The sequence below is a fragment of the Aestuariivirga sp. genome (genome assembly GCF_037139295.1).
Classification (GTDB): domain Bacteria; phylum Pseudomonadota; class Alphaproteobacteria; order Rhizobiales; family Aestuariivirgaceae; genus Aestuariivirga.
Map to the genome: position 1 here is coordinate 1 of NZ_JBAXGR010000045.1, position 22,828 is coordinate 22,828.

A 22,828-nucleotide genomic window follows, 5' to 3' on the forward strand; every position below is an offset into this window, starting at 1 on the left:
CCTGCCCTCCACCCCGCCCGAGCTCACCGTCATGAGCAGGACCCCAGTTGGGGGGGGGAGTAAGCGGATATGTAGCACATAATAGGAGTAAAGTCAATAGAATGTTTGTGGTAATTGGAACGGCCGCGGTTCTGGATAGCCTTGTTAATATCTGCGGGGGCGTTCAGAATTGAACTTTGTTGGTTTCGCTAAGGCCTGCTGTTTGGTATGCGACAACGGAGCTCTTCCTGCGGTCCTAAGCCATTCCTTCGAACGCCGATCTTGTAGACCTTGGGGCGGACAAAGCAGACTTCGTCCATATCGGACACCCATTTGCGCGCACGTCGTTGATTGGCGGACAAGTGCCAGCATGCGTCTCCATCCTGATCCGTAACCGCTCCCGCATAGATGTCAAAGCCGCCACTCCGCAGGTAGTCGCGAAGCTTTTTGTTGGCAGGCTTGTCCGCCAATAGTTTGCTCAACAATGTGATTTCGTCGACGGCTAGAGCAAATAGCTTCAGATCTCTCATAGAAGACCCTCTTGTGATCGGGCCACGAAGCATCGATGGTGGCATCTCAGGCGTCTAGTGGGGCCATTGAGTTGCCGGCAGGAATTATGGATATCAGGAGAGCGCTTTGAAGGGGGTTTTCAAACCAAGATCAGCCCGGCCTACGATGATGTTCCGGAAAGCCAGTATCATTTCCCGCGCATGTACTTGAACCAAGTCCGTCAAACGGTGCGGGACTGGATCGTTTATTACGAGCCTCGGCGCGCTACGGCAGATGCGCTTAGCCGAGGAGGCCGTCAGTCCTATTTTGCGGTAGCACGCGTCAAAGGCATCAGGGAAGATCCTCTGGCAGTTGATCACTTTTATGCCGATATTGCGGATTACCTTGTGTTTGATCGAGCCGTTCCGTTCAGGGTAGGCGATCATTTCTACGAGGCAGCAATGAGAGGGTTGGACGGGCGGACAAATTCGGGTTCTGCTCAGCGCGCTGTCCGTGTCATGTCCGACCGTGAGTTTGAACTCATTCTTCATTCCGGTTTTGCAAGCGAACTCCCACTTGCCGACGGTGCGGTCGAAAGGGGAGGGTTCGCGGATCCGCCAGAGATGGAGGTGCGGTCCATAGTCGAACTCACTGTGCAGCGGCCGTTCAGGGACGCCATTTTCTCCCGACAGGTTCAAGAAGCCTATGACAAGACTTGTGCAATGACGGGGCTGCGCATCATCAATGGAGGTGGAAGAGCCGAAGCACAAGCTGCCCATATTCGGCCCGTTGCCCGGAGTGGCCCAGATTCACCCCGAAACGGAGTTGCTTTATCCTCGACTGTTCATTGGATGTTCGATCGCGGGCTTCTGTCCATCGAAGATGATTTTAAGATATTGACGGCCAAGGGCGCAGTCCCCGTTGAAGTCTCACGGCTACTTAATCCGACCGGGTACCTTCACTTACCGGAGGATTTCAGAGTTCAACCGCACAAGCATTTCTTGCGGTACCACCGCGAAAACATCTTCAAGGGGTAATCTGACGTAGACTTACGCGCGCAGAAACCATGACCCACACCATGAGTCGAGATTGGGGGTCGCATCGATCCAGATCGCTTCTGACGGTGCTTACGGGTTTGAGGCGCCTCACGGCCTTGTGATTGCCCTTCCTTGCCCTGCCGCCGGTCTCCCGCCATAAGACAGTGCGTATTGAGGGGAGATCAGCCGCTTGCAGCCCACACCGTCGAATCGTCTGCTGCAGGGATATCTTCTCGGCCTGCTGGGTGTCGCCATTTTTGCACTGACCTTGCCATTCACCCGGATTGCCGTGCAGGAGATGAGCCCGCTTTTCCTGTCGATTGGGCGAACGGTGGCGGCGGCTGCCGTTGCGGGTCCCTTGCTGCTGCTGACGCGGCAGAGGTGGCCATCTCGCAGGGACTTCGGGACGCTGGCCATTGTGGCGGCCGGGGTGGTGCTGGGATTCCCGGTCCTGTCGGCCACGGCCATGACCATGGTGCCGGCCTCGCATGGCGGCGTGGTGCTGGGCGCGCTGCCGCTGGCGACGGCCATCATGAGTACCGTGTTTGCGGGTGAGCGGCCCTCCAAAGCCTTCTGGTTCTGGGCTGTGGCAGGTTCTGCGGCCGTGGTGGTGTTTGCTGTCTGGGAGGGCGGCCTGAGCTTCCACGCGGGCGACATTCTGCTGGTGCTGGCGGCGGCGAGTGCTGGCATGGGCTATGCGGCAGGTGGCCACCTCTCCCGCAGTCTCGGCGGCTGGCAGGTGATTTGCTGGGCCTTGCTGGTTGCCCTGCCTGTCACCTTGCCGATCACCCTGTTTGCCGCCAGGGGGCTGAGCGGGCAGGAATCCGGCACGGCCTGGGCCTGCTTTGCCTATCTCGCGCTGATGAGCCAGCTTGCAGGCTTCTTCGCATGGAACCGCGGCCTGGCGCTTGGCGGCGTGGCCAAGGTGGGCCAGGTGCAGCTGCTGCAGACCTTCCTGACGCTGGGTGCCAGCTGGGCCATTCTGGGGGAACGGCTCAATGCCGGCATGTTCATCTGCGCCCTCTTCGTGGGCCTGTGCATCTGGTTCAGCCGGAAGGCGCAAGTCACCCGCAAGCAGCAGGCGTTGCCAACCCTCCCGTCTCCCGCCATAAGACGCGCCAGTTGAGGCAGTTTCACCTTTGACGGGTTGGTTGAGATGACACAGGCGTTGCGTTTGGGGATTGCGGGGCTGGGCACGGTTGGCGGCGGGGTGCTGGACATTCTGACCCGGCACAAGGACCTTGTTGCGGTGCGGGCCGGACGGCCTGTCGAGGTGGTGGCGGTGTCGGCCCGGAGCAAGGGCAAGGACCGCGGGCACGACCTGTCTGGCTACAGCTGGTATGACGACGCGGTGAAGCTCGCCGCCGACAATAATGTCGACGTGTTCGTCGAGCTCATGGGCGGCGAGGGCGACCCGGCCAAGGCGGCGGTCGAGACCGCGCTGAAGGCGGGCAAGCATGTGATCACCGCCAACAAGGCGCTGCTGGCGCATCATGGTTCCGCACTCGCACGGCTGGCCGAGGAGAAGGGCGTGGCGCTGAATTTCGAGGCCTCCGTCGCCGGTGGCATCCCGATCGTCAAGACGATCCGCGAGGGGCTGGCGGGTAACCGGCTGGGCAAGCTGTTCGGCATCATGAACGGCACCTGCAACTACATCCTCACCAAGATGGCCAATGAAGGCCGCAGCTTCGCCGACGTGCTGAAGGAGGCCCAGGCGCTGGGCTATGCCGAGGCCGACCCCACATTCGACGTGGGCGGCTTCGACACGGCGCACAAGCTGGCCGTGCTCACCTCGCTGGCCTTCGGCACGGAGGTGAACCTTGCGTCCATCGACATCGAGGGCATCGAGCAGATCACGCTGGACGACATCCGCCAGGCTGGCGAGATGGGTTACAAGATCAAGCTCCTCGGCGTGGCCGTTGCCTCCGAGCAGGGGATCGAGCAGCGCGTGCACCCGACGCTCATTCCCAAGGGCTCTCCTGCGGCTGACACCGATGGCGTGTTCAACGCCGTGGTGGTGAAGGGCGATTTCGTGGGTGACCTGATGCTCGAAGGCCGTGGTGCCGGCGCGCATCCGACAGCGTCTGCCGTTCTCTCTGACGTCGTCGACATCGCGCGCGGCAATTTCCGCCCGGCCTTCGGCATTCCTGCGAAGGAGTTGCGGCCCTACAAGGCAGCACCCCAGAAGGCGCATGAGGGCGGGTTCTACGTGGCGCTCACGCTGCAGGACAAGCCGGGTGCTGTCGCCGCCGTGGCGAAGATCCTCGCCGACGAGAAGATATCGATCGAATCGATCTTCCAGCGCGGCAAGCTGGAGAAGGACGAGGCCCGCGCGACGGCTCCCTTCATCCTCATCACCCATGACACGGTGGAGAGCGCCATGCGCGCGGCGCTGGAACGCATCGAGAAGGATGGCCATGTGGCAGGCCACCCGCGCATGATCCGGATCGAGAGGCTTTGACGGGCGAGGCGAAACCGCGCGCCTTCCTGAACGTCGAGCGTTCGGCCTCCGCCCGGCGCTGGAAGGCCAGGCTCGACGACCAGCGAACCGCTGAAGCGATTTCGCAGCGCCATGAACTGCCTGAGATCATCGGCCGCGTGCTGGCCGCGCGCGGCGTGGGCGTCGACGACGCCGAGGCCTTCCTCAACCCCACCATCCGCACGCTGATGCCGCAGCCTTCAGCACTTCGGGACATGGAGAAGGGCGCTGCACGTTTGGCCGAGGCCATCACCTCTGGCGAAAAGATCGGCGTCATCTCTGACTATGATGTGGACGGCGTATCGTCTGCCGCGATGCTGATGCTGTTCCTGAAGGCGGTGGGCTCATCGTGTTCCGTGCACATACCGGATCGGCTGACTGAAGGCTACGGACCGAGCCTCAAGGCCGTGGAGAGCCTGAAGGCGCAAGGATCACAGGTGCTGGTGACGCTCGATTGCGGCGTGATGGCGCATGATCCCTTGCTGCGCGCGGCGGAACTGGGGCTCGTCACCATCATCGTCGATCATCACCAGGCCGGCGAAATTCTTCCCGAGGCCTATGCCGTCATCAACCCGAACCGGCAGGATGATACGTCGGGTCTGGGCTATCTCTGCGCTGCCGGTGTCACCATGATCTTCATCGCCGCCGTCAACAAGCTCTTGCGGCTGAAGGGCTGGTATGGCGAGGCACGCCCCGAGCCCAACATGCTGCAGTGGCTGGAGCTCGTGAGCCTCGCCACCATCTGCGACGTGGTGCCCTTGAAGGGCCTGAACCGCGCCTATGTCACGCAAGGCCTCAAGATCATGGCGAGGCGCGAGAACTTAGGCCTCGCCTGCCTCGCTGACGTGGCGCGGCTGAAGAGGAAGCCTGACACCTATGCGCTGGGTTACCTGCTTGGCCCACGCATCAATGCGGCGGGCCGCATCGGCAATGCCGCGATGGCGCTCACCTTGCTGACCACGCAGGACAAGGGCGAGGCCGCGCAGATCGCGCAGGACCTCGAGCGGCTGAACCGCGAACGCCAGGAGATCGAACTCGCCGTCGTCGACCAGGCCATGATCCAGGCCGACAACATGCTGGGCAAGGAACGCCGCGGCAGCGTGCTCGTAGTTTCCGCCAGGGGCTGGCACCCGGGCGTCGTCGGCCTTGCCGCCGCGCGCCTCAAGGAGCGCTTCAGCCTGCCCAGCTTCGTGTTGGCGGAAGACGCGCAAGGCAAGCTCGCCTCGGGCTCCGGCCGATCCATCCCCGGCGTCGACATCGGCACGGCGGTGCGCGGTGCCTTCGAGGCGGGTTTGATCGTCAAGGGCGGCGGCCACGCCATGGCAGCGGGTCTCACCGTCGAGAAGGAGCGGCTGGGCGATCTTCGTGGCTTCCTCGAGGAGAAACTGGCTCCGCAGGTGGCCGCAGGCCATGACCGGGCGCTATCGATCGACGCCGCCCTCACCGCAGGGGCGGCCACGCTGGAACTGATCGAGCTGCTGGAACAGGCAGGCCCCTATGGCACGGCGCATCCGGCACCCGTCTTCGCCTTTCCGGCGCACCGGGTGCTCTATGCCGCACCCGCCGGGGGCGATCACATCCGCTGCACCATTGCCTCATCGGACGGCAAGAAGCTGAAAGCCGTCGCATTCCGCGCCATGGGCACGGAGCTTGGCGAATTGCTGTTGAATGAGAAGCAGTTGGCCATTCACGTGGCGGGCCGGCTGACAATCGACGATTGGTCCGGCGCCCGCGTTCCCAGCCTCCACATCGAAGACGCCGCACGTGTTTCGTAAGGCTTGCCAAGCCAGTCGAACCCCCTTATAGAGCGGCCACTCGCAAGCGAGGGCGCCCTTCGTCTATCGGTTAGGACGACAGCCTTTCACGTTGTAAAGACGGGTTCGACTCCCGTAGGGCGCGCCACTCTCGCTAAGAGATTGAGTATTCCGGTCTCGCGGTTCACCGCGATCAAGTGGGCAACTATCGTGGCCGGAAGCCCTGCTCAGTTCAACTGAGCGTTGCCGTCCAGTTCAGCCTTGACCTGCAGCGCGATCGCGTTTGTCGTTTCATCCGGCGCGTGATTGTAGTCGTAGGACATCCCGACTGACCATGCTTCGCCCGCAATCGAGACAGCGTCTCCCAGATTGTAGACCGCACTCGCATCGACGAAGGTTTCGTCGTCGTCCTGATGATTGATGCCCGCCCGCTGCGTGCCGGTGAGCGACAGGGTGTAGTCCGAAATGTCGTAGGCGGCCGAGGCCGTGACGTAGAGCACGTCCGAGTCTGTGCCCTCGAAATTGTTGAAGTATGCGATCTCGCCGAGCAGCTTCACGTCCTGCTCCTCGCCGGTCCTGAAGGTCTTGTTGAGGCTGCCGACGATGCCGGTCTCGTTGCCGTAGTCGTCCTGGCCTTCGCTCTGATAGAGCAGGCCGACCTGGTAGCCGAACGTCCCGTCGTCATAGCAGGCGTCGGGATCGGTTCCCTGACAGCCTGTAAGCGTGAGGGCGACGGAAGAGAGGCCGTTGGTGTTGCCGGCGCCACCGTCATTGATGTTGTTGATGTCGCGGCTCGTGCCGAGCGACCCGCTGAGGAAGCTGCGGTCGAGCGTGAAGACGCTGGCGGTGGCCTGGTTATGGAAGCCGCCGGCGTTGAAGAAGTAACTGGCTTGGGCGCCGAGGCGGTCGGTGAATTCGTAATCCTCGGCAAGGAAGGAACCATAGAGACCGGGGGCCACGTCCCAGGCTCTGCCGAAATTCGGCTCGAACTGCCCCAGGAGCACGCTGTAGTCGTCGGTCTCGTAGGAAACATTGAGCGTTTTGAAGTAGGCGCCGATGTCGCCGAAGGCGCGGTTCTCTCCCGGCACGGGGTCCTTCACCGGCTCGACCATGACATCGGCATTGAGCGCCAGACCTTCGCCTGTCTCGAGCGACACTACGGTCTCGAGGCTGGGATAGATATCGGAGTACCATCCATCGCCGGAGTTCAGAAAGTTGCCGAAGGCTTCATAGTCCAGCGCGTAGGCGATGCACGGCCCGGTGCAGTCGTCGGCGCGGGCCTCGCCGTGCAGGGTGCCATAGGCCGCAGCCCCGAGAAGGAGTGACAGAAATCCGGTGGCAAGACGCATGCTGACGCTCCGCTGCTGCGATCAGTTACGCTACGCGGCCACGGCTTCATCGCCGTCATGGGTCACCGTCATGTAGACCACCGTGAGCGCGATGAGCAGCAGGAAGATGATGCTGGTATTGGTCGTGCCCAGGCCCAGCCCGCCATATTCGCCCGGCTGCGAGAGAAAGTCGCCCACCGAGGCGCCCAGCGGCCGCGTGAGGATATAGGCCAGCCAGAAACCGAGGATCGGATCGAGCTTCAGGAACCAGTAGCCGATGGCCAGCGAGGCGATGATCATGCCGAACAGGATGCCGGTGCTGTAGTAACCGATGCCGAATTTCTCCGCGATCAGGTCGCCCACCGCCGTGCCCAGCGCGAAGGTGAAGAGAATGGCCAGCCAGTAGAAGGCCTCGCGCCGTGTGGTGAACACCTTGTGGATCGACAGCGTCCTCTCCGATGCGTACCAGAGCGCGAAGGTGGCTGCCAAGGCAACGGTGAAGACGGCCGTGCATGTGACGAGTGAAACGCCGAGGTTGTCGACCAGGTTGTCGGTCACCAGCGTTCCCACGATGCTGACGAGAACGACGGCCAGCCAATAGGACCAGGGTACATAGCGGCGCTGGCGGAACTGCAGGACAAGCGCGACGGCCAGCACGCCCGCCATGATCAGGGAGGTGGCCGTCAGCCCCAACCCCAAATTGACCGCAAGGTAATCGGCCGCAGTCTCACCCATGGTCACGGCAAGAAGCTTGATGATCCAGAAGTCGAAGGTGACCTTTGGGACGCGGTTGAGGAGGATAGTCTGGTTTGCTGTGGTGGCGGACATGTGCAATCTCCCGTCTTACTGCGCCGCGAGGGCAAGGCCCTGGGCGGAAAATTCGTTTGCGTGGGTGTCGTCGTCGGCGTTGCAGCGCTCGAGCGCCTTGCCAAGGAAGTCTCGGCTGGTGGAGGCCTTGTCCTGCGGGATCTTGGAGCCGTCGATGGCGGCGCGCAGCTTCTTGATCAGTTCCTCGCAAGGCAGCGCGTGCCCCGTCTCGTCCGTCACGGCGATGCCGGATACCATTTTCACTGTTGCGCCTGCGCTGTCTGCGGAGGTGTAGGGATTGGCAAGAGTCGCGATCAGGTCCTTGACGGCACTGTCCACCTTTTGCGGATCAGGAGTGCCGGAGCGGAGGGAATGAATGGCCGTATCGGCAGCGTCGTCCACCGTTCCCCAGGCGGCGGTGTTGAGCGGACGCATGGTGGCTTGATCCTTGTCCCATTCCGTCTCGAAGTCTGTGATGCGCTTTTCTGCGGCGGTCATGTCGCCTGTGGCGGCAATCTTCTGGACATCCGTGGCGATGGCGGAAAGCGAAGTGAGATCACCGAGGCTCTGTTCGCTTTGCGCGGGCGGCGCGAACAGTATCTCGACGCCGGTGAAGATGCCGACGGGTACAGCAATGAGGACGGCTGCAAGCAAGGCCTGCTTGAACATGGGATGCTCCGGATTGTTCGGGGGAAAGGGTCAGACGGGAGAGATGGACGCGCTCCGAGGATCAGGGGTTGGCGAGGGCGGCGGCCAGTTCTGAAAGGGTGTTGCTCACCTCCGCGACGTCGGGCGTTTTGGTCCGGAGCGCCTTCAGTGCGGCATCGGCGGCGTCATCGACGTGATGCCAAGCCTTCTTGTTCATCGGCTTCATCGCTTCCTCATCCTGGTCCCACAGGGTCTCGAAGTCGGTGATGCGCGTCTGGGCCTTGGCGAAGTCACCCGTCTTGGCGATGGCCTGGACATCGGTGACGATGGCCTGCAGGCTCGAGAGATCGCCCAGCGGACCCGCAGCCAGAGCGTGGCCGACAGTTGCTACGGTGACGGCGGCGACGGAGCCCGTCACGGTTGCTGCGGCGAGGAAGGAGGCGAGGATCAGGTGTTTCATGGATGTTTCCCGTTACTGGGGCGCGGCGGTTACGCCATCGCCGATCTTGCGGGGCCAAGTTCTAGCGAGGTCACTTGAGCCGGCAACATACGGATGTGTAAGAACTCGCTTCGGGCTTTGATTTGTCTCGGTTTTCCGTAGTTCATACTTCTTTGTAAGAACACCCCGGCCGGGCTTGCGCGCGGCTTCAACGCGTATAGAAATTGTTCATCATGTGGTCTGCTAAGCGAGGCAGGGGAGACGAGACGTGAGGACGCTTGTGGCAGAGGACGATGCGGAGCTTGGCTCATATGTCCGGAAGTCACTGTCGGCCGAAGGCCATGACGTCGACCTTCGTGCCACGGGCGACGAGGCTCTGACTGCGGCCTTGGGCGGTCGCCACGAACTCATCATTCTCGATCGCATGCTGCCGGGCCGAGACGGACTCTCCATTCTCAAGGAGCTGCGGGCGGCGGGATCAGCGACCCCCGTCATCCTGCTCACCGCCATGGGCAGCGTCGAGGATCGTGTGGAGGGTCTTCGCGCAGGCGCTGACGACTATCTCGTCAAGCCCTTTGCAATCGTCGAGCTCCTCGCACGCATCGACAATATCTTCCGCCGCTCGGCGCAGCCGCCTGCCGCGATGGAACTCGCAGTGGGCGACCTGCGGCTTGACCTGCTGCATCGCAAGGCCCAGCGCGCCGGGCAAGACATCGAACTCCAGACGAGGGAGTTCCTTCTCCTCAAGCATTTCATGGAACGTCCCGGACAGGTCCAGACGCGCATGGTGCTGCTGGAGGCCGTGTGGGGTCTTACCTTTGACCCGAGAACTAGCGTGGTCGAGACCCATGTGAGCCGCCTGCGTAACAAGATCGACAAGCCCTTCGACGAGCCTTATCTTACAACGTTGCATGGCATCGGATATGTGTTGAAGCCATGAGTCAGCCGTTCTCGTCCTCGATCAGGCTGGCCCTCGCCATCTCGGCCTTGTTCGTGCTGCTGGCCCTGCTGGCCGGCGCGGTGACCTATGCGCTGCAGACCCGCGCCATGTCCGGCCAGCTGGCGGAAGACGTCAGGGGGCTGGCGAACGGCCTCGCCCAGATCGCAAGCCAGGGCGACCGGCAGGACCTGATTGAGCAGACAATGGCGCTGTCTGGAAGTGTTGGCGACGGGTCGCTGATCGCCGTGTTCAAGGACGCGAAATCAGGCGAGAGCTTCGGCAATGCGACGGTTGCGGGGACCACGACCGGGGCAAAGGAACTTGCCATAGGCCGCGACGTGGCGCTGAAGCAACCAGTCGGTGATCCGCCGAAAAGCTATTTTGCGTATGACGTGGCGACCTCTCTTGGACACGTGCTCGTCGGCAAGGATGACGGCCCGCTGATCGAGAACCAGCGCATCCTGCTGACGACCATGGGCTGGGGTCTTGGGCTGGCCCTCGTTCTTGCGATCCTGCTTGCGCTGCTTATTGCACGTTTCAACGAGCAGCGTATTGCCCGCATCGGACGCGCACTCGACGGGGTGGGCGGCGGCAACTTCTTGGCGCGCATCGGCCCCATGGGAAACGACGATCTTGGTCATTTGGCCTCGGTGGTCGACCAGACGCTGGATCGGCTTGTCTCGGGGATCGAGGCCATCCGGCAGGTTTCGACCGATGTCGCCCACGACCTGCGCGCACCCCTCGGGCGTTTGCGCATCCGGCTTGAGCCGCTTGCCCTTTCGCCGGAGTTGCCGCAGCAGGCGCGGATGGAAATCGGTTCTGCCCTGGCGGACATCGACGCAATCTCCGCCACGTTCGCCGCCATCCTTAGGTTGGCACGCCTTGAATCCGGTGCAGTAAAGCTGTTTCCTGAAGAGACGAACCTCGATCAAATCCTGCGCGAGGTTTGCGAATTGTTCAGTTCGACGGCCGAGGGGCGCTACAGCATCACCGTTGATGAGCTGACAAAACCGCTACCTTATCCCTGCGACCGGGAGCTCCTCACCCAGGCCGTGGTGAACCTCGTGCACAACAGCGTGCGTCACTGCCCGGCCCCAGTGCACATTGTTCTTGGCCTCAAGAGCGGAGTGAGCGGCGTCATCATCTCGGTGACCGATGACGGCCCCGGCATTCCGGCGCCCGACCGTGAGCGCGTGCTAAATCGCTTCGTGAGGCTCGATTCCAGCCGCAGCACCCCCGGCACAGGATTGGGCCTCAGCCTGGTCTCGGCCATCGCGGAGCTGCACGACGGTCGCGTAGAGCTGATTGATAATGATCCCGGTTTGAGGGTGGAGATCATGCTGCCCACCCGCTGACCGGGTGAGTGACAAAAAGCCCAATCGTGAAAATTCATGGGCTAAACAAAATCAGCCAGTTATCAGCCTCATCCCGTAGGGCGCGCCAACTTTCCAAGATACTGAAATTCCCGGATTCGCCATTCATCCGGCGCGTGATTGTAGTCGGAGGACACCCCGACTGACCATGCTTCGCCCGCGATCGAGACAGAGTCTCCCAGATTGTAGACGGCGCATCCCGGTATCAGTGAGCGCGATGCCCCGCCCGGCGCGAATGAACAGCTGCTCGCCCAGCGTCGTGGTGAGGTCCCTCAACTGGTGGCTCACGGCGCTCTGGGAAACGCCCAGTTCTTCGGCCGCGAGTTTCAGAGACCCATGTCGCGCCACGGCTTCGAAGTAGTGCAGGCTGCGGATCAGCCGCGCATCCCGCAATGGACCATTTTCCCTGTTCATGCGTGCCCTGCGAGACTGTTTGAAACGTCAAGAATCTTTCGTAAACGTCGTGCTGTATCAGATTGCACGATCCCAAACTTGACCGATCGGAAAATTGCCAAGGATAAAGATATGGGAGCACAATGTGCGGCACATGAAAGGCCGCCAGGGAATGTTCCCTGGCGGCCTTGCTGCATGTCGTCAGTGGTTGGCGCTGGAGGTCGACTCCTCGAGCGTGCGCATCACGGCATCGAGGTTGAAGGAGGCTGGCTTCTGGCGTGGCGGGAACTTCTTGAAGTTCTCGATCTGGCCAGCGACCGCCGCCTGCATGCCATAGATGATGTAGGCATGGCTGATGACCCAGTCCCAGTAGGTGTTCGAGTTTTCATCCGCCCGCTCGAAGGGATCACGACGGAGGTTGAAGATCTTCGGTGCGCGAAGCTTCACGAAGGGTTCGAACCAGCACTGCAGTGTCTTGGCGCGCTGCTCCATCAGCACGACCTTCCAGTCCTGCATGCGGATGGCGAGGATGTCGCCGTCGTCGCTGATGTAGAAGAAGGAGTTGCGCGGGCTCTCCTTCGTCTTGCCCGTGAGGTAGGGCAGCATGTCGAACCCGTCGAGGTGGACCTTGTAGGTCATCTTTCCGACCTTGAGGCCCTTCAGTAGTTTCGCCTTGATATCGGGTTCGCCCGCCGCGCTGAGGAAGGTGGGCAGCATGTCCTGGTGCGAGACGATGCCGTTCACCACAGAGCCAGCCGGAATATGTTTCGGCCAGCGCAGGAAAGCCGGCACGCGCCAGCCACCATCCCAGTTGGTGTTCTTCTCCGAGCGGAACGGCGTGATGCCGGCATCCGGCCAGGTGTTGTAGTGCACGCCATTGTCGGTCGAGTACATGACGATGGTGTCGTCCGCGATGCCGAGATCATCGAGCACGTCGAGCATGCGGCCGATGTTCTCGTCATGGGCCACCATCACATCGTTGTAATCGCCCTGGCCGTTGCTCTTGCCCTTGTGCTTGGGGGCACAGTGGGTGCGGAAGTGCATGCCGGTGGTGTTGTACCAGACGAAGAACGGCTCATCGGCCTTGTTGGCATCCTTGATGAAGCGCAGCGCGTGCTCCGTCACTTCGTCGTCGATGGTCTCCATGCGCTTCTTGGTGAGAGGGCCCGTGTCGGTGATCTTCTGGCCGCCCTTGCCGTCAGCCCAGCTGTGGATGACGCCGCGCGGGCCGAAGTGCTTGCGGAATTCGGGGTTCTTCGGATAGTCCGGGTCTTCCGGCTCTTCCTCGGCGTTGAGATGATAGAGGTTGCCGAAGAACTCGTCGAAGCCGTGCAGGGTGGGCAGGAAATTGTCCTTGTCGCCAAGATGGTTCTTGCCGAACTGGCCGGTGCGATAGCCATGCGGCTTCAGAAGCTCGGCAATCGTCGGGTCTTCCTTCTGGAGGCCGACGTCGGCACCGGGCATGCCCACCTTGGTGAGGCCGGTGCGGATCGGGTTCTGGCCGCAGAGGAAGGCGGCGCGGCCGGCGGTGCAGCTCTGCTGGCCGTAATAGTCGGTGAAGGCCACGCCCTCATTGCCGATGCGGTCGATGTTGGGCGTGCGATAGCCCATCTGGCCGCGGCTGTTGTAGCTGATGTTCCACCAGCCGATGTCGTCACCCCACAACACGAGGATGTTCGGCTTCTTGGTCTTCTTAGGTCTGGTCGCCATCGCGTCGTCTCCCAGTTGAATTCATGGTTTGTCAGATCAGTCGCAGAAGCACGGAAAAGAATGCAAAGAGTCCCACCAGCAGCAGCACCAGCGCCACAAGGATGACGGGTGACTTGCCGGGCTGCGGTTTCATCCCGGCGATTGCCTGGTAGTCTTCGCTCCACAGATAGTTGATGGTCCAGCGATACTCCCACATTGAGATCACCAGCGAAACGATTCCGCAGAAGATGAGCGCGAGGCCAAGGTAGTTGGCGGCATTGGGATACATTGCCGGAGCGCTGCCGGGCATCACCTGCATGCGTTCGAAGAACTGCACGATGGTGAAGCCGAAGGCGATGAGCGACACGGCCGTGCGCACCCAGGCCAGCACGGTGCGCTCGACGGCGAGCCTGGTGCGAACCCAGGCGAAATGCGATTCCGCCGCCACCTTCACGGTAAAGCGGGGATCGTGGTGTGGCGTGGTCTCCGTCATGACCGTTTGTCCTTGGGTGCTGCGGTCGTTTTGCCGACACCCCAGATGAGCGCCAGCCGCGCAAAGGGTCCACGCAGCAGAAGGTAGGGAATGAAGGCAAGCAGCACCGCAACGATCGCCGCCTCGCCGGGGTAGAAGGTCTTGAACTCGATGAGCTGATAGGCGATGTCCATGCCGAGGCCGAGCAAGATGACGCGCGAGGTGGCGATCACGCCATCATAAATGCGGTCGACGCGCTCGGTGGTGCCGGTGAGCAGGCTCCAGAAGTAAGGCGGCGTTCCGGTGCGAGCATCGCGGATGCCGTCAATCGCTGCCATCACGGCGGCCATCACGGGCTGCAGGATGAAACGGAAGGTCATCGGGCCGCCTGGCCTTTCAGCGATGCTGGTGAAGATGCGCTCGCGCACCTCCGCCGAAAAGCCGTGAAGGACAAGGCCGACGAGCGCGAAGATGATCACCAGGGCAATCGCGACCTGCGCCAGAATAGCCTGTATCCTGGTGGCGGTGCGGGCCATCAGCCGGCATTCCCCGTGCGGATGATGCAGCGAAAGCCGACGTGGCTCATTGCGGTGTCGATGGGCTGCGCGTGGCGCGCGGCAGGGCGATAGCGACGGCAGTAGTTGGGCGCGCACAGGTGCGAGCCGCCCTTCACCACCTTGCGCGGAATCTTGAACTGCGGCTGACGGGGATCATAGCTTTGTGCCTCGCTCACGCCGCGCGGGTTGGCAGGCACGCAGCAGCTCTTCTGTGAGGGTGCGTGCTTGTCTGAATACCAGTCAGTGGTCCACTCCCAGACATTGCCGATCATGTCATGAAGTCCGTAAGGATTTGCCGGGTAGGTGCCGACGGGGGAGGTGCGCTTGTAGCCGTCCTCGGCGAGGTTCTGCCACGGGAACTGGCCCTGCCAGGTATTGGCCATGTGGCGGCCGTCGGGAGCGAGTTCATCGCCCCAGGCGAATTCGGTTTCCTTGAGTCCGCCGCGTGCCGCGCGTTCCCATTCGCTCTCCGTGGGCAACGACTTGCCGGCCCAGGCGGCATAGGCCTCGGCATCCTGATAGGAAATGTGTACGGCAGGATGGTCCTCGATGCCATCGAGCGAGCTATCAGGCCCATAGGGATGGCGCCAGTCAGCGCCGATGATGAAGGCCCACCAGTTGGCATAGTTGGCGAGGTCGACCGGGTGGCCGGGTGGCGTGAAGACCATCGAGCCTGGCTTCAGCATGTCCGGCAGAATACCGGGGTAGTCCTTGGGGTCGGGCGGGATTTCCGTGAAGGTGACGTAGCCCGTGGCGTCGACAAAGCGCTTGAAGTCCCGGTTGGTGACCGGCGTCGCGTCAATCCAGAAACCATAGACGCGCACGCGATGGGCGGGCTTCTCTTCCGGGTAATGCCTGTCGGAACCCATCATGAATTCACCGCCCGGCACGAACATCATGCCGGGGGAAGGGGCAGCCGAAGGGGTGGCCGCCACGAGGTCTGGGTCACGCAATGTCATTCAGTCGCCGTCGCCCGTCGAACCACAATCACCTCACCGAAGGTCGCACCACACAATAGCGCCTCCTTGGAGTGGCAATTGTGTGACGGTGGCAAGTTATCGCCGGACGCAGTTGCGGTAGGAGTAGTTGTAATAGACCTGCCAGCGGCTGGTGGAGGTGAGCAGACCCGCACCGCCGCCGATCAGCGCGCCGCGCCCGGCATTGCGCCCGGTGTTGCGGCGGCTGCCGCTCGCAATGGCGCCGATGGCAGCGCCACCGGCAGCGCCGGCAGCGGTGGTGCGCCGCGTGTTGCGGTCAGCATAGCGGCGGGCGTCCGCCGAGCACTGGCGGCTGCGCTGGGCGGAAACATTTGAAGAGGCTTCGGCACTGGTCGTGAAGTCGGGTGCGGTCACCACGACGGAGGCGAGAAGCGCCAGCCCGATGGTGGAAACGCGGATGATTGTCTTGAGCATGGCCGTCCCTCCTGTCCCATATTTCAACTGAAACGGTAGTACGACTCGCGCCCGGGTGCCAGAGGAATGTGGGCCCCGAAGCACTAGGGTTCCCGCAGGCAGCGCGCCAGTTCACTGCGGAATCGGCGGTTGCGCTTCAGGTGCCATTCACGGCTCATGGCAGCCACGCGGGTGTCGAGCCTCTCGACGTAGAGCAGTGACCATTGCCGCCCGCGAGTGGACTTCGCACCCGCGCCGGAATTATGCTGCTCAAGGCGGCGCGATGGGTCGAGCGTCCAGCCCACATAGGTTCGCGCGCCCTGCGGCGTCAGCGCGCCGAGCACATAGACGAACCCTAGCGGCTCGTCCGCAGTTTCGCTCTGGTTATCTGGGGAATCCGCTTTCACACGGACTGTTGAAGCGAAATTCTAGAGCAGGCGCAACATCCGGTCGCCGCAGGCCTCCCAGGGAAAGCTGCCGAGGAAACGTTGCAGGCCGAACCCCGCCCCGGCCAAGAAGGCGAGGGCCTTACCAGGGATGAAGGTCATTCCGGTTCCTCCATTGAAATCGACGTCCAGTCGTCTCATTGTAGCGTGGTATGCGCGCCCGAATTGTATTCATGCGTGCAGTCACAAGAATTGCCCAAAACGGGGGCCGCCTAACGGTTATCACCGATTGAACTGCGGGACCCAGAGGCTCAAAGAGGCTAGATGACCGACGGGATCACTTCCGATTCCCGCCCGAGTACGAGGAAGCTTCCATGAAGAACAAGATCAAGCTGACCATTCTTGCGTCCCTGGCGCTGGCATTTGGCATCGGCGAGATGCCGCCCGTCGGCCAACATGATGCCCCCTCGCTGTTCGGCTTCATCAATGATGCCGCAGCCCGCGTGGGCCATCCGGCGACACCGGGCAGCGTTGCCGGCGTCGCGCGCCGCACCACGCGCCGCACCATCCGCCGTGGCGCCTATGTGGCGCGCGTTCCGAAGGGCTGCCCCTATGGCGCCTATTACGGCTACAATCTCTATTATTGCGGCGGCACCTATTACCAGAAGTCGGGCAGCGGCTACGTCATCGTCTACTTCTGAAGACTGACACTTTCCAAAGAACGGCGCGGGGGCACCCCGCGCCGTTTCGCGTTCCTGAACCGCATGAGACGGTGGACCCGTCCGGCATGTTCACCGAGCATGCTGGCTGAGGCTTTCCCCTCATCCAGGCACACAACCGCCGTTGCCATCCTGCACGAAGCCCTTGGGGCATGACCGCTGCACGTTGCCACCCGTATTCTTCTGGCGCGGCTGCATAAGCTGCAACGTGTTGGGATCGAGCTGCAGGTTCGGTTGGCGCGGCTGCGTAACGCTCGGCTGGTCCTGCTTGTCAGGCACGCAAGTGAAGCGTTTCTTGCTGAAGTGCCAGCCATCCGGACATTGCGTCTGCACGCGCCGGTCTGGCACGCAGTTGCCGTTATCATCGCGGTGGTAGCCTTTGCCGCAGTCGTTGCCACCGAGGTTGACCTTCTCGCAGCGCCCGGCAGTCGACATCTGCGTGCCCTTCGGGCAGACGCAGCGGCCGCGATTGTCGCGGATGGTGCCGGCGAAGCACTGCGTAACACACTTGCCGCGTAGGCGCTCTTGCCCGTCCGGGCAGGACGGCGTCACGCAGCGGCCGTTGCCGTCGCGCACCTGGCCCTTGTCGCAGGGCGGCAGGCAGCGACCGTTGACCAGAGCCTCACCCTGAGGGCAACCGCAGCTGCCGTCCGCTTGACGCACGAGATCCTTGCGACACAGGGGCAGGCACTTGCCGTGGAAGGTCTCTGTGCCCTTCGGGCAACCCGGCGTCACGCAGCGCCCCTTCGCGTCACGCAACTGTCCGGTTTCGCACAGCGTCACGCATTGGCCACGATACTTTTCCTCACCTTGGCGGCAGCCGTTGTCGGGTGGCAGGCAGGCGCCGGTCTGGCGGTCGCGGGTATAGTTCTGGGGGCAAGGTGGCAGGCAGGTGCCACGGAAGCTTTCCCACTCATCCGGGCAACCCGTATCGGGAGGCCCGCATTGGCCGTTCCCATCGCGCGTCAAACCCTGATCGCACGGCGGCACGCACTGTCCCTGAAGATTATCATAGCCCTGCGGGCAAGGTGGCGGCGCGCAAGCGCCGCGCAGGTTCGGGTAAGTGCCATCGGGGCAGCGGGGCGGTGTGCAATAGCCATAGGGATCGCGCTGCGTTCCTTGCTCGCATTCCGGCACGCAGCGGCCATTCGAGGTCTCGTAGCCTTGCGGGCATTCCGGCGGCGGTGGAGTGCAGCGCGTGGGGTAATTGATGTCGCGCTGCGTTCCGGGTGGGCAGAGGGGGAGGCAGATCCACTGGTAGCCAGGTTGCCACGTGCCGGGCGGCACGCATTGGCCGGTCTCTGGGTCGCGCCCATAGCCAGCAGGGCAGGCATCCTGATAGTAGCTGCGGCACAGGCCTTGACCGTCACGATAGGTGCCATCTGGGCAGTCGGTCACGCATTGATGCGTGTTGGGCGACAGCACCATGCCGGCAGGGCAGTCATCCTGCGTCTGGTCGAAGTCGGGCACGCATTCATCCATGTTCTGCAGGTCGCGGTGGTAGCCCTCCGGGCAATAGGGCAACGGCACCTGCTCATAGCCTTCCGGGCAGCCGTGCTCGCAGGGCGGCGTGCACAGGCCGGGGTAACCCGGGTAGCGCAGCCAACCATCGGGGCAGGCGGGCAGGCAGTAATCGTCATAAGGGGTTTGGCCATCCGGGCAGCGTGGCGTGACCGTGGTGGTGCCGCAGCCGCATGTGGCGCATCCACAAACGTTTGTCGGTACAGCGCACTGATCGTCGGCAAAGGCACGGGGCGCGCCGGGCGCAAAGGCCATCGCCAGCCACAGTGTCAAGGCCAGCAGAATGGCATGGATGAAATTGGGTCGCGATCCGGCACGTTCACGCACAAGCGCCATGGCTCAAGCCCCCCGACGTCGCAACATATCCCCGAGGCTGACGTTATCAGAATGGAGGGAATGGTCAACGCACCCACAGGGCAGTGCACAATCGGGTCCGCACAAAGATTAAAACTCACGGTTGCCCTATGCGAGTATTGATCTGGCCAGCAACAGGGAACCCGCCATGCTCAAGCTCAGTCGACGCCATTTCAATGCCGGTGCTGCGGTCGCAGCGCTCTTGTTGGCCGCGCCGCGCGCCTTCGCCGCAGATGCGGCCGAGGTGATCTATTCCGGCGGCACCATCATTACAGTTGATGATGCAAACCCGCGCGTGGAAGCGGTGGCGGTGAAGGACGGCAAGATCATCGCGGCGGGTACGGCCGCGGATGTGATGAAGTTCAAGGGCGACAAGACGGAGCTCATCGACCTTGGCGGGCGCACCATGCTGCCGGGCTTCGTCGACCCGCACGGGCATGTCACCATGGGCGGCATGCAGGCGCTCAGCGCCAACATGCTGCCGCCGCCCGATGGGCCCAATTCCGACATTCCAACCCTTCAGAAGACGCTGAAGGACTGGGCTGCCGCCAATGCGGAGGTGGTGAAGCAGGCCAATCTCATCCTCGGCTTCGGCTTCGATGATTCGCAGCTCACGGAGCTGCGGGCGCCGACGCGGCAGGAGCTCGATGCCGTCTCCACCGAATACCCGGTGGTCATCGTGCACCAGTCGGCCCACATCGCCGTCTTCAATTCGAAGGCGCTGGCGCTTGCGGGCTACAATGCTGCAACGCCAAACCCGCCGGGGGGCGTCATCCGCCGTGAGGAGGGAAGCCAGGAGCCGAACGGTGTCGTCGAAGAGTCGGCTTGGTTCGGGTCGCTTCCCAAGATCCTCGGCAATGTCGGTCCCACCGGCGTCAAGGCGCTGATCAAGGCCGGAACGGAGCTCTGGGCCTCCTTCGGCTACACCACCGCGCAGGAAGGCCGGGCAAGCCCCGGCGTTGCCAATGTGCTGAAGGCGGTGGGTGCGGAAGGCGGCCTCAAGATCGACGTCGTCTCCTATGTCGACGTGCTGGTCGACCGCGATTACGTGAAGGCCAATCATTCGCTGGACTATGCCGGCCGCTACCGCAATGGCGGTGCAAAGCTGACGATCGACGGCTCCCCCCAGGGCTTCACCGCCTGGTGCGACCGGCCCTATTACGCGCCGGTGGGCGATTATCCGCCGGGCTACGCCGGCTATGCGGCGGTCACCCCGCAACAGGTCATCGACTCGCTCGACTGGGCCTATGCCAACGGCATCCAGATCCTCACCCATTCCAACGGCGAGGCCTCGCATGACCTGCTGATCGCCGCAACGCGCCTGGCGCAGCAGAAGCATGGCAGGCTGCCGATCCGCCCCGTGCTGATCCATGGTCAGTTCCAGCGCGAGGACCAGGTCGACAGCTTCATCTCGCTCGGTGTCTTCCCCTCGCTCTTCCCCATGCACACGTTTTACTGGGGCGACTGGCACCGCGATCACACGGTGGGCCCCGCCAACGGCGACAACATCTCGCCCACCGGCTGGTACCTCAGGCGCGGGTCGATGTTTTCCTCCCACACCGATGCGCCGGTGGCCTTCCCGGACACAATGCGCGTGCTCTCCGCCACGGTGACCAGGCGCACCCGCTCGGGCGATATCCTCGGACCCGATCAGTGCGTGCCCGTCGATGTGGCGATCAAGGCCATGACCATCTGGCCCGCCTGGCAGCACTTCGAGGAGAAGACCAAGGGCTCGATCGAGGTTGGCAAGCTTGCTGATTTCGTGATCCTCACCGAGGACCCGACGGCAGTGGACCCAATCACGCTCGACCAGATCAAGGTGGCCGAGACGATCAAGGAGGGCCAGTCAATCTACAAGGCATCGCCCGAGAAGCTCCTGAAGAAGGCCGAGTCCGGTAAGGGCATGGGCAATCCAGTCTCCGACTTCCTGGTGAAGCTGGCCGCCGAGCGCGATCTCCGGAACCTGCCTGACAAGCGCCAGACGCCGCTCATGAAAAAGCTCATCGCCAGCGCGCCACACAATGGCGGCTGCGTCAGCGCTGTGCTCGTCGACATGACGCGCGCGATGCTCGGCGAGGGTTGAGCACGTACAACGAAGAACGTGCCGCCTCAGTTTAACGTTGATCTGCCTGTGCTAGGCGGCGTCGGCGGTGCCGTCGTCGGGGTCTGGCATGGCGCGCATCACTTCGGCGATCTCCTCGCGCGCGCTTTCGAAAGCGGCGACACAGGCGGGGTCGAACTGCTCGCCGGCATTGTCGTGGAGATAGGTGAAGGCATTGGCGATCGACCATGATGTCTTGTAGCTCTTTATGCTGGTCAGCGCGTCGAACACATCCGCCACGGCGGCAATGCGGCCAGTGAGCGGGATCTTCTCGCCCTTGAGGCGTTGTGGATAGCCAGAACCGTCCCATCGCTCGTGGTGGGTCAGCGCGATTTCGGCGGCCATGCGGAACACCCGTGAGCGAGCCCCCTGCAGCATGCCGTGTCCGATCCGTGTGTGCTCTTCCATCTCCCGTCGCTCTTCCGGGGAAAGGAAGCCCGACTTGCGCAACAGCGCATCGGGAAGGCGCGCCTTGCCGATGTCATGCAGCGGTGCGGCATGGCGGAGGTCGCGGCAGAATTCTTCAGGCAGGCCGAGATTATGCGCGAGGATGGCGCAGTAGCGTGCCATGCGCTGGCTGTGGAGTGGCGATTCCTGTTCGCGGTATCCGGCAACGCGCACGAGGGCATTCAGATATTCCTCCTCGCGGGCCGTTACCTCAGGTGGCGCTCCCGCGGGTTCGTCCCATGGCGAGGCGCTGTCGGCCTGCGGGCTACGCTGGTGTGCCAGGCCCTGGATGCGGGCGCGGAATTCAACCGGGTTGATGGGCTTGCCCAGCACCTCGGCAATGCCTGCATCTGCCGCACTCCCGCGCATGCCTTGATTGGGTTCATCCGCCGTCAGGAGGATGGGCTTGTGCCGCAGCCGCGGCTCGTCTCTGAGGCGGCTTGCCAGCGTGATGCCGTCGATCTGGGGCAGGCGGCAGGCGAGCACGGCGATGTCATAGTCGAGGCGGTCGATGCCGGCGAGCAGTGCATGCGCATCGGTTTGCAGCTGTGTGACGCAGCCTGGCAGCTTGCGTAGCAGCATGTCCATGAGTGCGAGATTGGTGCGGTTGTCGTCGACGATCAGGACGGAGAGTTTCGCGCTCATCGGATAATCCTTATGATGCATGCTTGAGGGAAGGGACGAAGCGGATGCGGGCCGCTTCCTGGGCGAGAATGTCCGGGTTGCCGGTCGCCAACGGATCGTTGCGCAATGTGCGAACGGCTGCCGCGAGGGCTGCAAGGCCGAGCGCCTCGGCTGAATCGAGCGCCAACCCAAGCACCGACCGGGCTTCATGCTCATTGCCCGTGGCGATGGCCGCCGCGAGGCGCGATTGCAGGAAGGGGACGTCGGCCATGAACAGTCGCAGGATGTCACGCAGGCCCGCTTCGCCCACATCGGCAAGAAGGCTGGCGAGGCGCTGCTCGTCCCAGACATCTGGGCGCGCGGATGGGGGATCGGCGTCCGTGAGAGCGGCTGCTGTCATGGCGGTCCTGCATGGCGAAGGCAGGCGGGTTCAGCGCCTGCGATATGACGGGAGGGATGCCGGAAAACTCCGGCGGGCGGCGCGGCGTGATGCCTCGGCCCTCAACGGACCGCCACCTGCAATGGTCTTCAGTTTTCCACAAACGTGTTAAGGTGATGACAATCGGAGCAGGTCAATTGCCGCCCGCGCATTCGCAAATCGGTTACCAAGCGGGCGGCTCAACAGGAAGGGAACTCGTCATGGCGCTCGGCAAGACGCTGCGAACGGAACTCGACGACATCAAGGCCGAATTGGCCCGCATGCGCGAGGCGCACACCGCACAGGAGAGTGAAGCCACGACTGGCGCCGCAGGTGGCCTTCATGCACAGATCGCCGAGCTGAACCAGCTCGTGCAGGACATGCTGGAGAACGCCGAGGAAACCATTACCGAACATCCGGTGGCGACCGTTGCAGGCGCCCTGGCGCTCGGCATCGTCATCGGCCGCCTCACAGCGCATTAAG

The 22,828-nt window shown here is 62.9% G+C and carries 23 protein-coding genes and 1 tRNA gene; 10 read left to right on the forward strand and 14 right to left on the reverse strand.

What is annotated here, in order from left to right:
- The first annotated feature begins 575 nt into the window (after positions 1-575).
- From WCJ41_RS12475 to WCJ41_RS12495, 5 genes are all read left to right on the forward strand, one after another.
- A complete protein-coding gene (locus tag WCJ41_RS12475; RefSeq protein WP_336906152.1) occupies positions 576-1,505 on the forward strand; it encodes an HNH endonuclease in 930 nt (309 codons plus the stop codon).
- 190 nt (positions 1,506-1,695) lie between these two features.
- Positions 1,696-2,631 carry a DMT family transporter gene (locus WCJ41_RS12480; protein WP_336906153.1) on the forward strand — a complete coding sequence of 312 codons (936 nt, stop codon included), beginning with the start codon at positions 1,696-1,698 and terminating at the stop codon, positions 2,629-2,631.
- Between the two features lie 30 nt (positions 2,632-2,661).
- Entirely contained in the window at positions 2,662-3,966 is a 1,305-nt protein-coding gene (locus WCJ41_RS12485) for a homoserine dehydrogenase (RefSeq protein ID WP_336906154.1), read from the forward strand.
- Complete coding sequence (gene recJ / locus WCJ41_RS12490) at positions 3,963-5,759, forward strand: single-stranded-DNA-specific exonuclease RecJ (RefSeq protein ID WP_336906155.1); 1,797 nt, start codon at positions 3,963-3,965, stop codon at positions 5,757-5,759. Before WCJ41_RS12485 ends, recJ begins: the two co-directional genes overlap by 4 nt.
- A 52-nt stretch (positions 5,760-5,811) precedes the next feature.
- Positions 5,812-5,886 (forward strand) — tRNA-Glu (locus WCJ41_RS12495).
- A gap of 79 nt (positions 5,887-5,965) precedes the next feature.
- Here WCJ41_RS12495 and WCJ41_RS12500 read toward each other — a convergent pair.
- The 4 genes from WCJ41_RS12500 to WCJ41_RS12515 form a co-directional block, all read right to left on the reverse strand.
- The gene (locus WCJ41_RS12500) at positions 5,966-7,087 is read right to left on the reverse strand and encodes a hypothetical protein (protein ID WP_336906156.1); all 1,122 of its coding nucleotides are present in this window, start codon (positions 7,085-7,087) and stop codon (positions 5,966-5,968) included.
- 30 nt (positions 7,088-7,117) lie between these two features.
- Positions 7,118-7,894, reverse strand: a complete 777-nt coding sequence (locus tag WCJ41_RS12505) for a hypothetical protein (RefSeq protein ID WP_336906157.1) — start codon at positions 7,892-7,894, stop codon at positions 7,118-7,120.
- 15 nt (positions 7,895-7,909) lie between these two features.
- Positions 7,910-8,542: a hypothetical protein gene (locus WCJ41_RS12510; protein WP_336906158.1), complete on the reverse strand. Its 633-nt coding sequence runs from the start codon at positions 8,540-8,542 to the stop codon at positions 7,910-7,912.
- A 61-nt stretch (positions 8,543-8,603) separates the two neighbouring features.
- A complete protein-coding gene (locus tag WCJ41_RS12515; protein ID WP_336906159.1) occupies positions 8,604-8,981 on the reverse strand; it encodes a hypothetical protein in 378 nt (125 codons plus the stop codon).
- A 247-nt stretch (positions 8,982-9,228) separates the two neighbouring features.
- On the opposite strand from WCJ41_RS12515, the gene WCJ41_RS12520 reads away from it, so the two are divergent.
- Both WCJ41_RS12520 and WCJ41_RS12525 read left to right on the forward strand, forming a co-directional pair.
- A complete protein-coding gene (locus tag WCJ41_RS12520; RefSeq protein ID WP_336906160.1) occupies positions 9,229-9,900 on the forward strand; it encodes a response regulator transcription factor in 672 nt (223 codons plus the stop codon).
- Between the two features lie 53 nt (positions 9,901-9,953).
- The gene (locus WCJ41_RS12525; protein ID WP_336906183.1) at positions 9,954-11,255 is read left to right on the forward strand and encodes a HAMP domain-containing sensor histidine kinase; all 1,302 of its coding nucleotides are present in this window, start codon (positions 9,954-9,956) and stop codon (positions 11,253-11,255) included.
- Positions 11,256-11,378: 123 nt separating this feature from the next.
- Here WCJ41_RS12525 and WCJ41_RS12530 read toward each other — a convergent pair whose 3' ends face one another.
- From WCJ41_RS12530 to WCJ41_RS12560, 7 genes are all read right to left on the reverse strand, one after another.
- Positions 11,379-11,687: a LysR family transcriptional regulator gene (locus WCJ41_RS12530; RefSeq protein WP_336906161.1), complete on the reverse strand. Its 309-nt coding sequence runs from the start codon at positions 11,685-11,687 to the stop codon at positions 11,379-11,381.
- A 180-nt stretch (positions 11,688-11,867) separates the two neighbouring features.
- A complete protein-coding gene (locus tag WCJ41_RS12535; protein WP_336906162.1) occupies positions 11,868-13,376 on the reverse strand; it encodes an arylsulfatase in 1,509 nt (502 codons plus the stop codon).
- A 31-nt stretch (positions 13,377-13,407) separates the two neighbouring features.
- Entirely contained in the window at positions 13,408-13,848 is a 441-nt protein-coding gene (locus WCJ41_RS12540) for a DUF202 domain-containing protein (protein ID WP_336906163.1), read from the reverse strand.
- Positions 13,845-14,363 carry a hypothetical protein gene (locus tag WCJ41_RS12545; protein WP_336906164.1) on the reverse strand — a complete coding sequence of 173 codons (519 nt, stop codon included), beginning with the start codon at positions 14,361-14,363 and terminating at the stop codon, positions 13,845-13,847. The genes WCJ41_RS12540 and WCJ41_RS12545 overlap by 4 nt, the downstream gene beginning before the upstream one ends.
- Entirely contained in the window at positions 14,363-15,343 is a 981-nt protein-coding gene (locus WCJ41_RS12550) for a formylglycine-generating enzyme family protein (RefSeq protein WP_336906165.1), read from the reverse strand. Before WCJ41_RS12550 ends, WCJ41_RS12545 begins: the two co-directional genes overlap by 1 nt.
- Positions 15,344-15,439: 96 nt before the next feature.
- On the reverse strand, positions 15,440-15,796 hold the full coding sequence (locus WCJ41_RS12555; RefSeq protein WP_336906166.1) for a hypothetical protein: 357 nt from the start codon (positions 15,794-15,796) through the stop codon (positions 15,440-15,442).
- An 83-nt stretch (positions 15,797-15,879) separates the two neighbouring features.
- Positions 15,880-16,182 carry a GIY-YIG nuclease family protein gene (locus WCJ41_RS12560; protein ID WP_336906167.1) on the reverse strand — a complete coding sequence of 101 codons (303 nt, stop codon included), beginning with the start codon at positions 16,180-16,182 and terminating at the stop codon, positions 15,880-15,882.
- A 416-nt stretch (positions 16,183-16,598) separates the two neighbouring features.
- Here WCJ41_RS12560 and WCJ41_RS12565 point away from each other — a divergent pair, with 416 nt between their 5' ends.
- Positions 16,599-16,862, forward strand: a complete 264-nt coding sequence (locus WCJ41_RS12565) for a hypothetical protein (protein ID WP_336906184.1) — start codon at positions 16,599-16,601, stop codon at positions 16,860-16,862.
- A gap of 120 nt (positions 16,863-16,982) precedes the next feature.
- Here the strand turns inward: WCJ41_RS12565 and WCJ41_RS12570 are convergent, their stop codons facing one another.
- Complete coding sequence (locus WCJ41_RS12570; protein ID WP_336906168.1) at positions 16,983-18,737, reverse strand: hypothetical protein; 1,755 nt, start codon at positions 18,735-18,737, stop codon at positions 16,983-16,985.
- A gap of 166 nt (positions 18,738-18,903) precedes the next feature.
- Between WCJ41_RS12570 and WCJ41_RS12575 the strand changes: the two genes are divergently transcribed.
- Positions 18,904-20,838, forward strand: a complete 1,935-nt coding sequence (locus WCJ41_RS12575; protein WP_336906169.1) for an amidohydrolase — start codon at positions 18,904-18,906, stop codon at positions 20,836-20,838.
- A gap of 51 nt (positions 20,839-20,889) precedes the next feature.
- On the opposite strand, the gene WCJ41_RS12580 is transcribed toward WCJ41_RS12575, so the two are convergent.
- The gene (locus tag WCJ41_RS12580) at positions 20,890-21,948 is read right to left on the reverse strand and encodes an HD domain-containing phosphohydrolase (protein ID WP_336906170.1); all 1,059 of its coding nucleotides are present in this window, start codon (positions 21,946-21,948) and stop codon (positions 20,890-20,892) included.
- Positions 21,949-21,958: 10 nt separating this feature from the next.
- Entirely contained in the window at positions 21,959-22,327 is a 369-nt protein-coding gene (locus tag WCJ41_RS12585; RefSeq protein ID WP_336906171.1) for a hypothetical protein, read from the reverse strand.
- 11 nt (positions 22,328-22,338) lie between these two features.
- Between WCJ41_RS12585 and WCJ41_RS12590 the strand changes: the two genes are divergently transcribed.
- Positions 22,339-22,827, forward strand: a complete 489-nt coding sequence (locus WCJ41_RS12590) for a hypothetical protein (RefSeq protein ID WP_336906172.1) — start codon at positions 22,339-22,341, stop codon at positions 22,825-22,827.
- The last annotated feature ends 1 nt before the right edge of the window (position 22,828 follow it).

Coding starts and splice junctions, on each gene's coding strand:
- WCJ41_RS12485 (WP_336906154.1), top strand. CDS start 2,662: ATGACACAGGCGTTGCGTTTGGGGATTGCGGGGCTGGGCACGGTTGGC.
- WCJ41_RS12500 (WP_336906156.1), bottom strand. CDS start 7,087: ATGCGTCTTGCCACCGGATTTCTGTCACTCCTTCTCGGGGCTGCGGCC.
- WCJ41_RS12505 (WP_336906157.1), bottom strand. CDS start 7,894: ATGTCCGCCACCACAGCAAACCAGACTATCCTCCTCAACCGCGTCCCA.
- WCJ41_RS12510 (WP_336906158.1), bottom strand. CDS start 8,542: ATGTTCAAGCAGGCCTTGCTTGCAGCCGTCCTCATTGCTGTACCCGTC.
- WCJ41_RS12515 (WP_336906159.1), bottom strand. CDS start 8,981: ATGAAACACCTGATCCTCGCCTCCTTCCTCGCCGCAGCAACCGTGACG.
- WCJ41_RS12530 (WP_336906161.1), bottom strand. CDS start 11,687: ATGAACAGGGAAAATGGTCCATTGCGGGATGCGCGGCTGATCCGCAGC.
- WCJ41_RS12535 (WP_336906162.1), bottom strand. CDS start 13,376: ATGGCGACCAGACCTAAGAAGACCAAGAAGCCGAACATCCTCGTGTTG.
- WCJ41_RS12540 (WP_336906163.1), bottom strand. CDS start 13,848: ATGACGGAGACCACGCCACACCACGATCCCCGCTTTACCGTGAAGGTG.
- WCJ41_RS12545 (WP_336906164.1), bottom strand. CDS start 14,363: ATGGCCCGCACCGCCACCAGGATACAGGCTATTCTGGCGCAGGTCGCG.
- WCJ41_RS12550 (WP_336906165.1), bottom strand. CDS start 15,343: ATGACATTGCGTGACCCAGACCTCGTGGCGGCCACCCCTTCGGCTGCC.
- WCJ41_RS12555 (WP_336906166.1), bottom strand. CDS start 15,796: ATGCTCAAGACAATCATCCGCGTTTCCACCATCGGGCTGGCGCTTCTC.
- WCJ41_RS12565 (WP_336906184.1), top strand. CDS start 16,599: ATGCCGCCCGTCGGCCAACATGATGCCCCCTCGCTGTTCGGCTTCATC.
- WCJ41_RS12570 (WP_336906168.1), bottom strand. CDS start 18,737: ATGGCGCTTGTGCGTGAACGTGCCGGATCGCGACCCAATTTCATCCAT.
- WCJ41_RS12575 (WP_336906169.1), top strand. CDS start 18,904: ATGCTCAAGCTCAGTCGACGCCATTTCAATGCCGGTGCTGCGGTCGCA.
- WCJ41_RS12580 (WP_336906170.1), bottom strand. CDS start 21,948: ATGAGCGCGAAACTCTCCGTCCTGATCGTCGACGACAACCGCACCAAT.
- WCJ41_RS12585 (WP_336906171.1), bottom strand. CDS start 22,327: ATGACAGCAGCCGCTCTCACGGACGCCGATCCCCCATCCGCGCGCCCA.
- WCJ41_RS12590 (WP_336906172.1), top strand. CDS start 22,339: ATGGCGAAGGCAGGCGGGTTCAGCGCCTGCGATATGACGGGAGGGATG.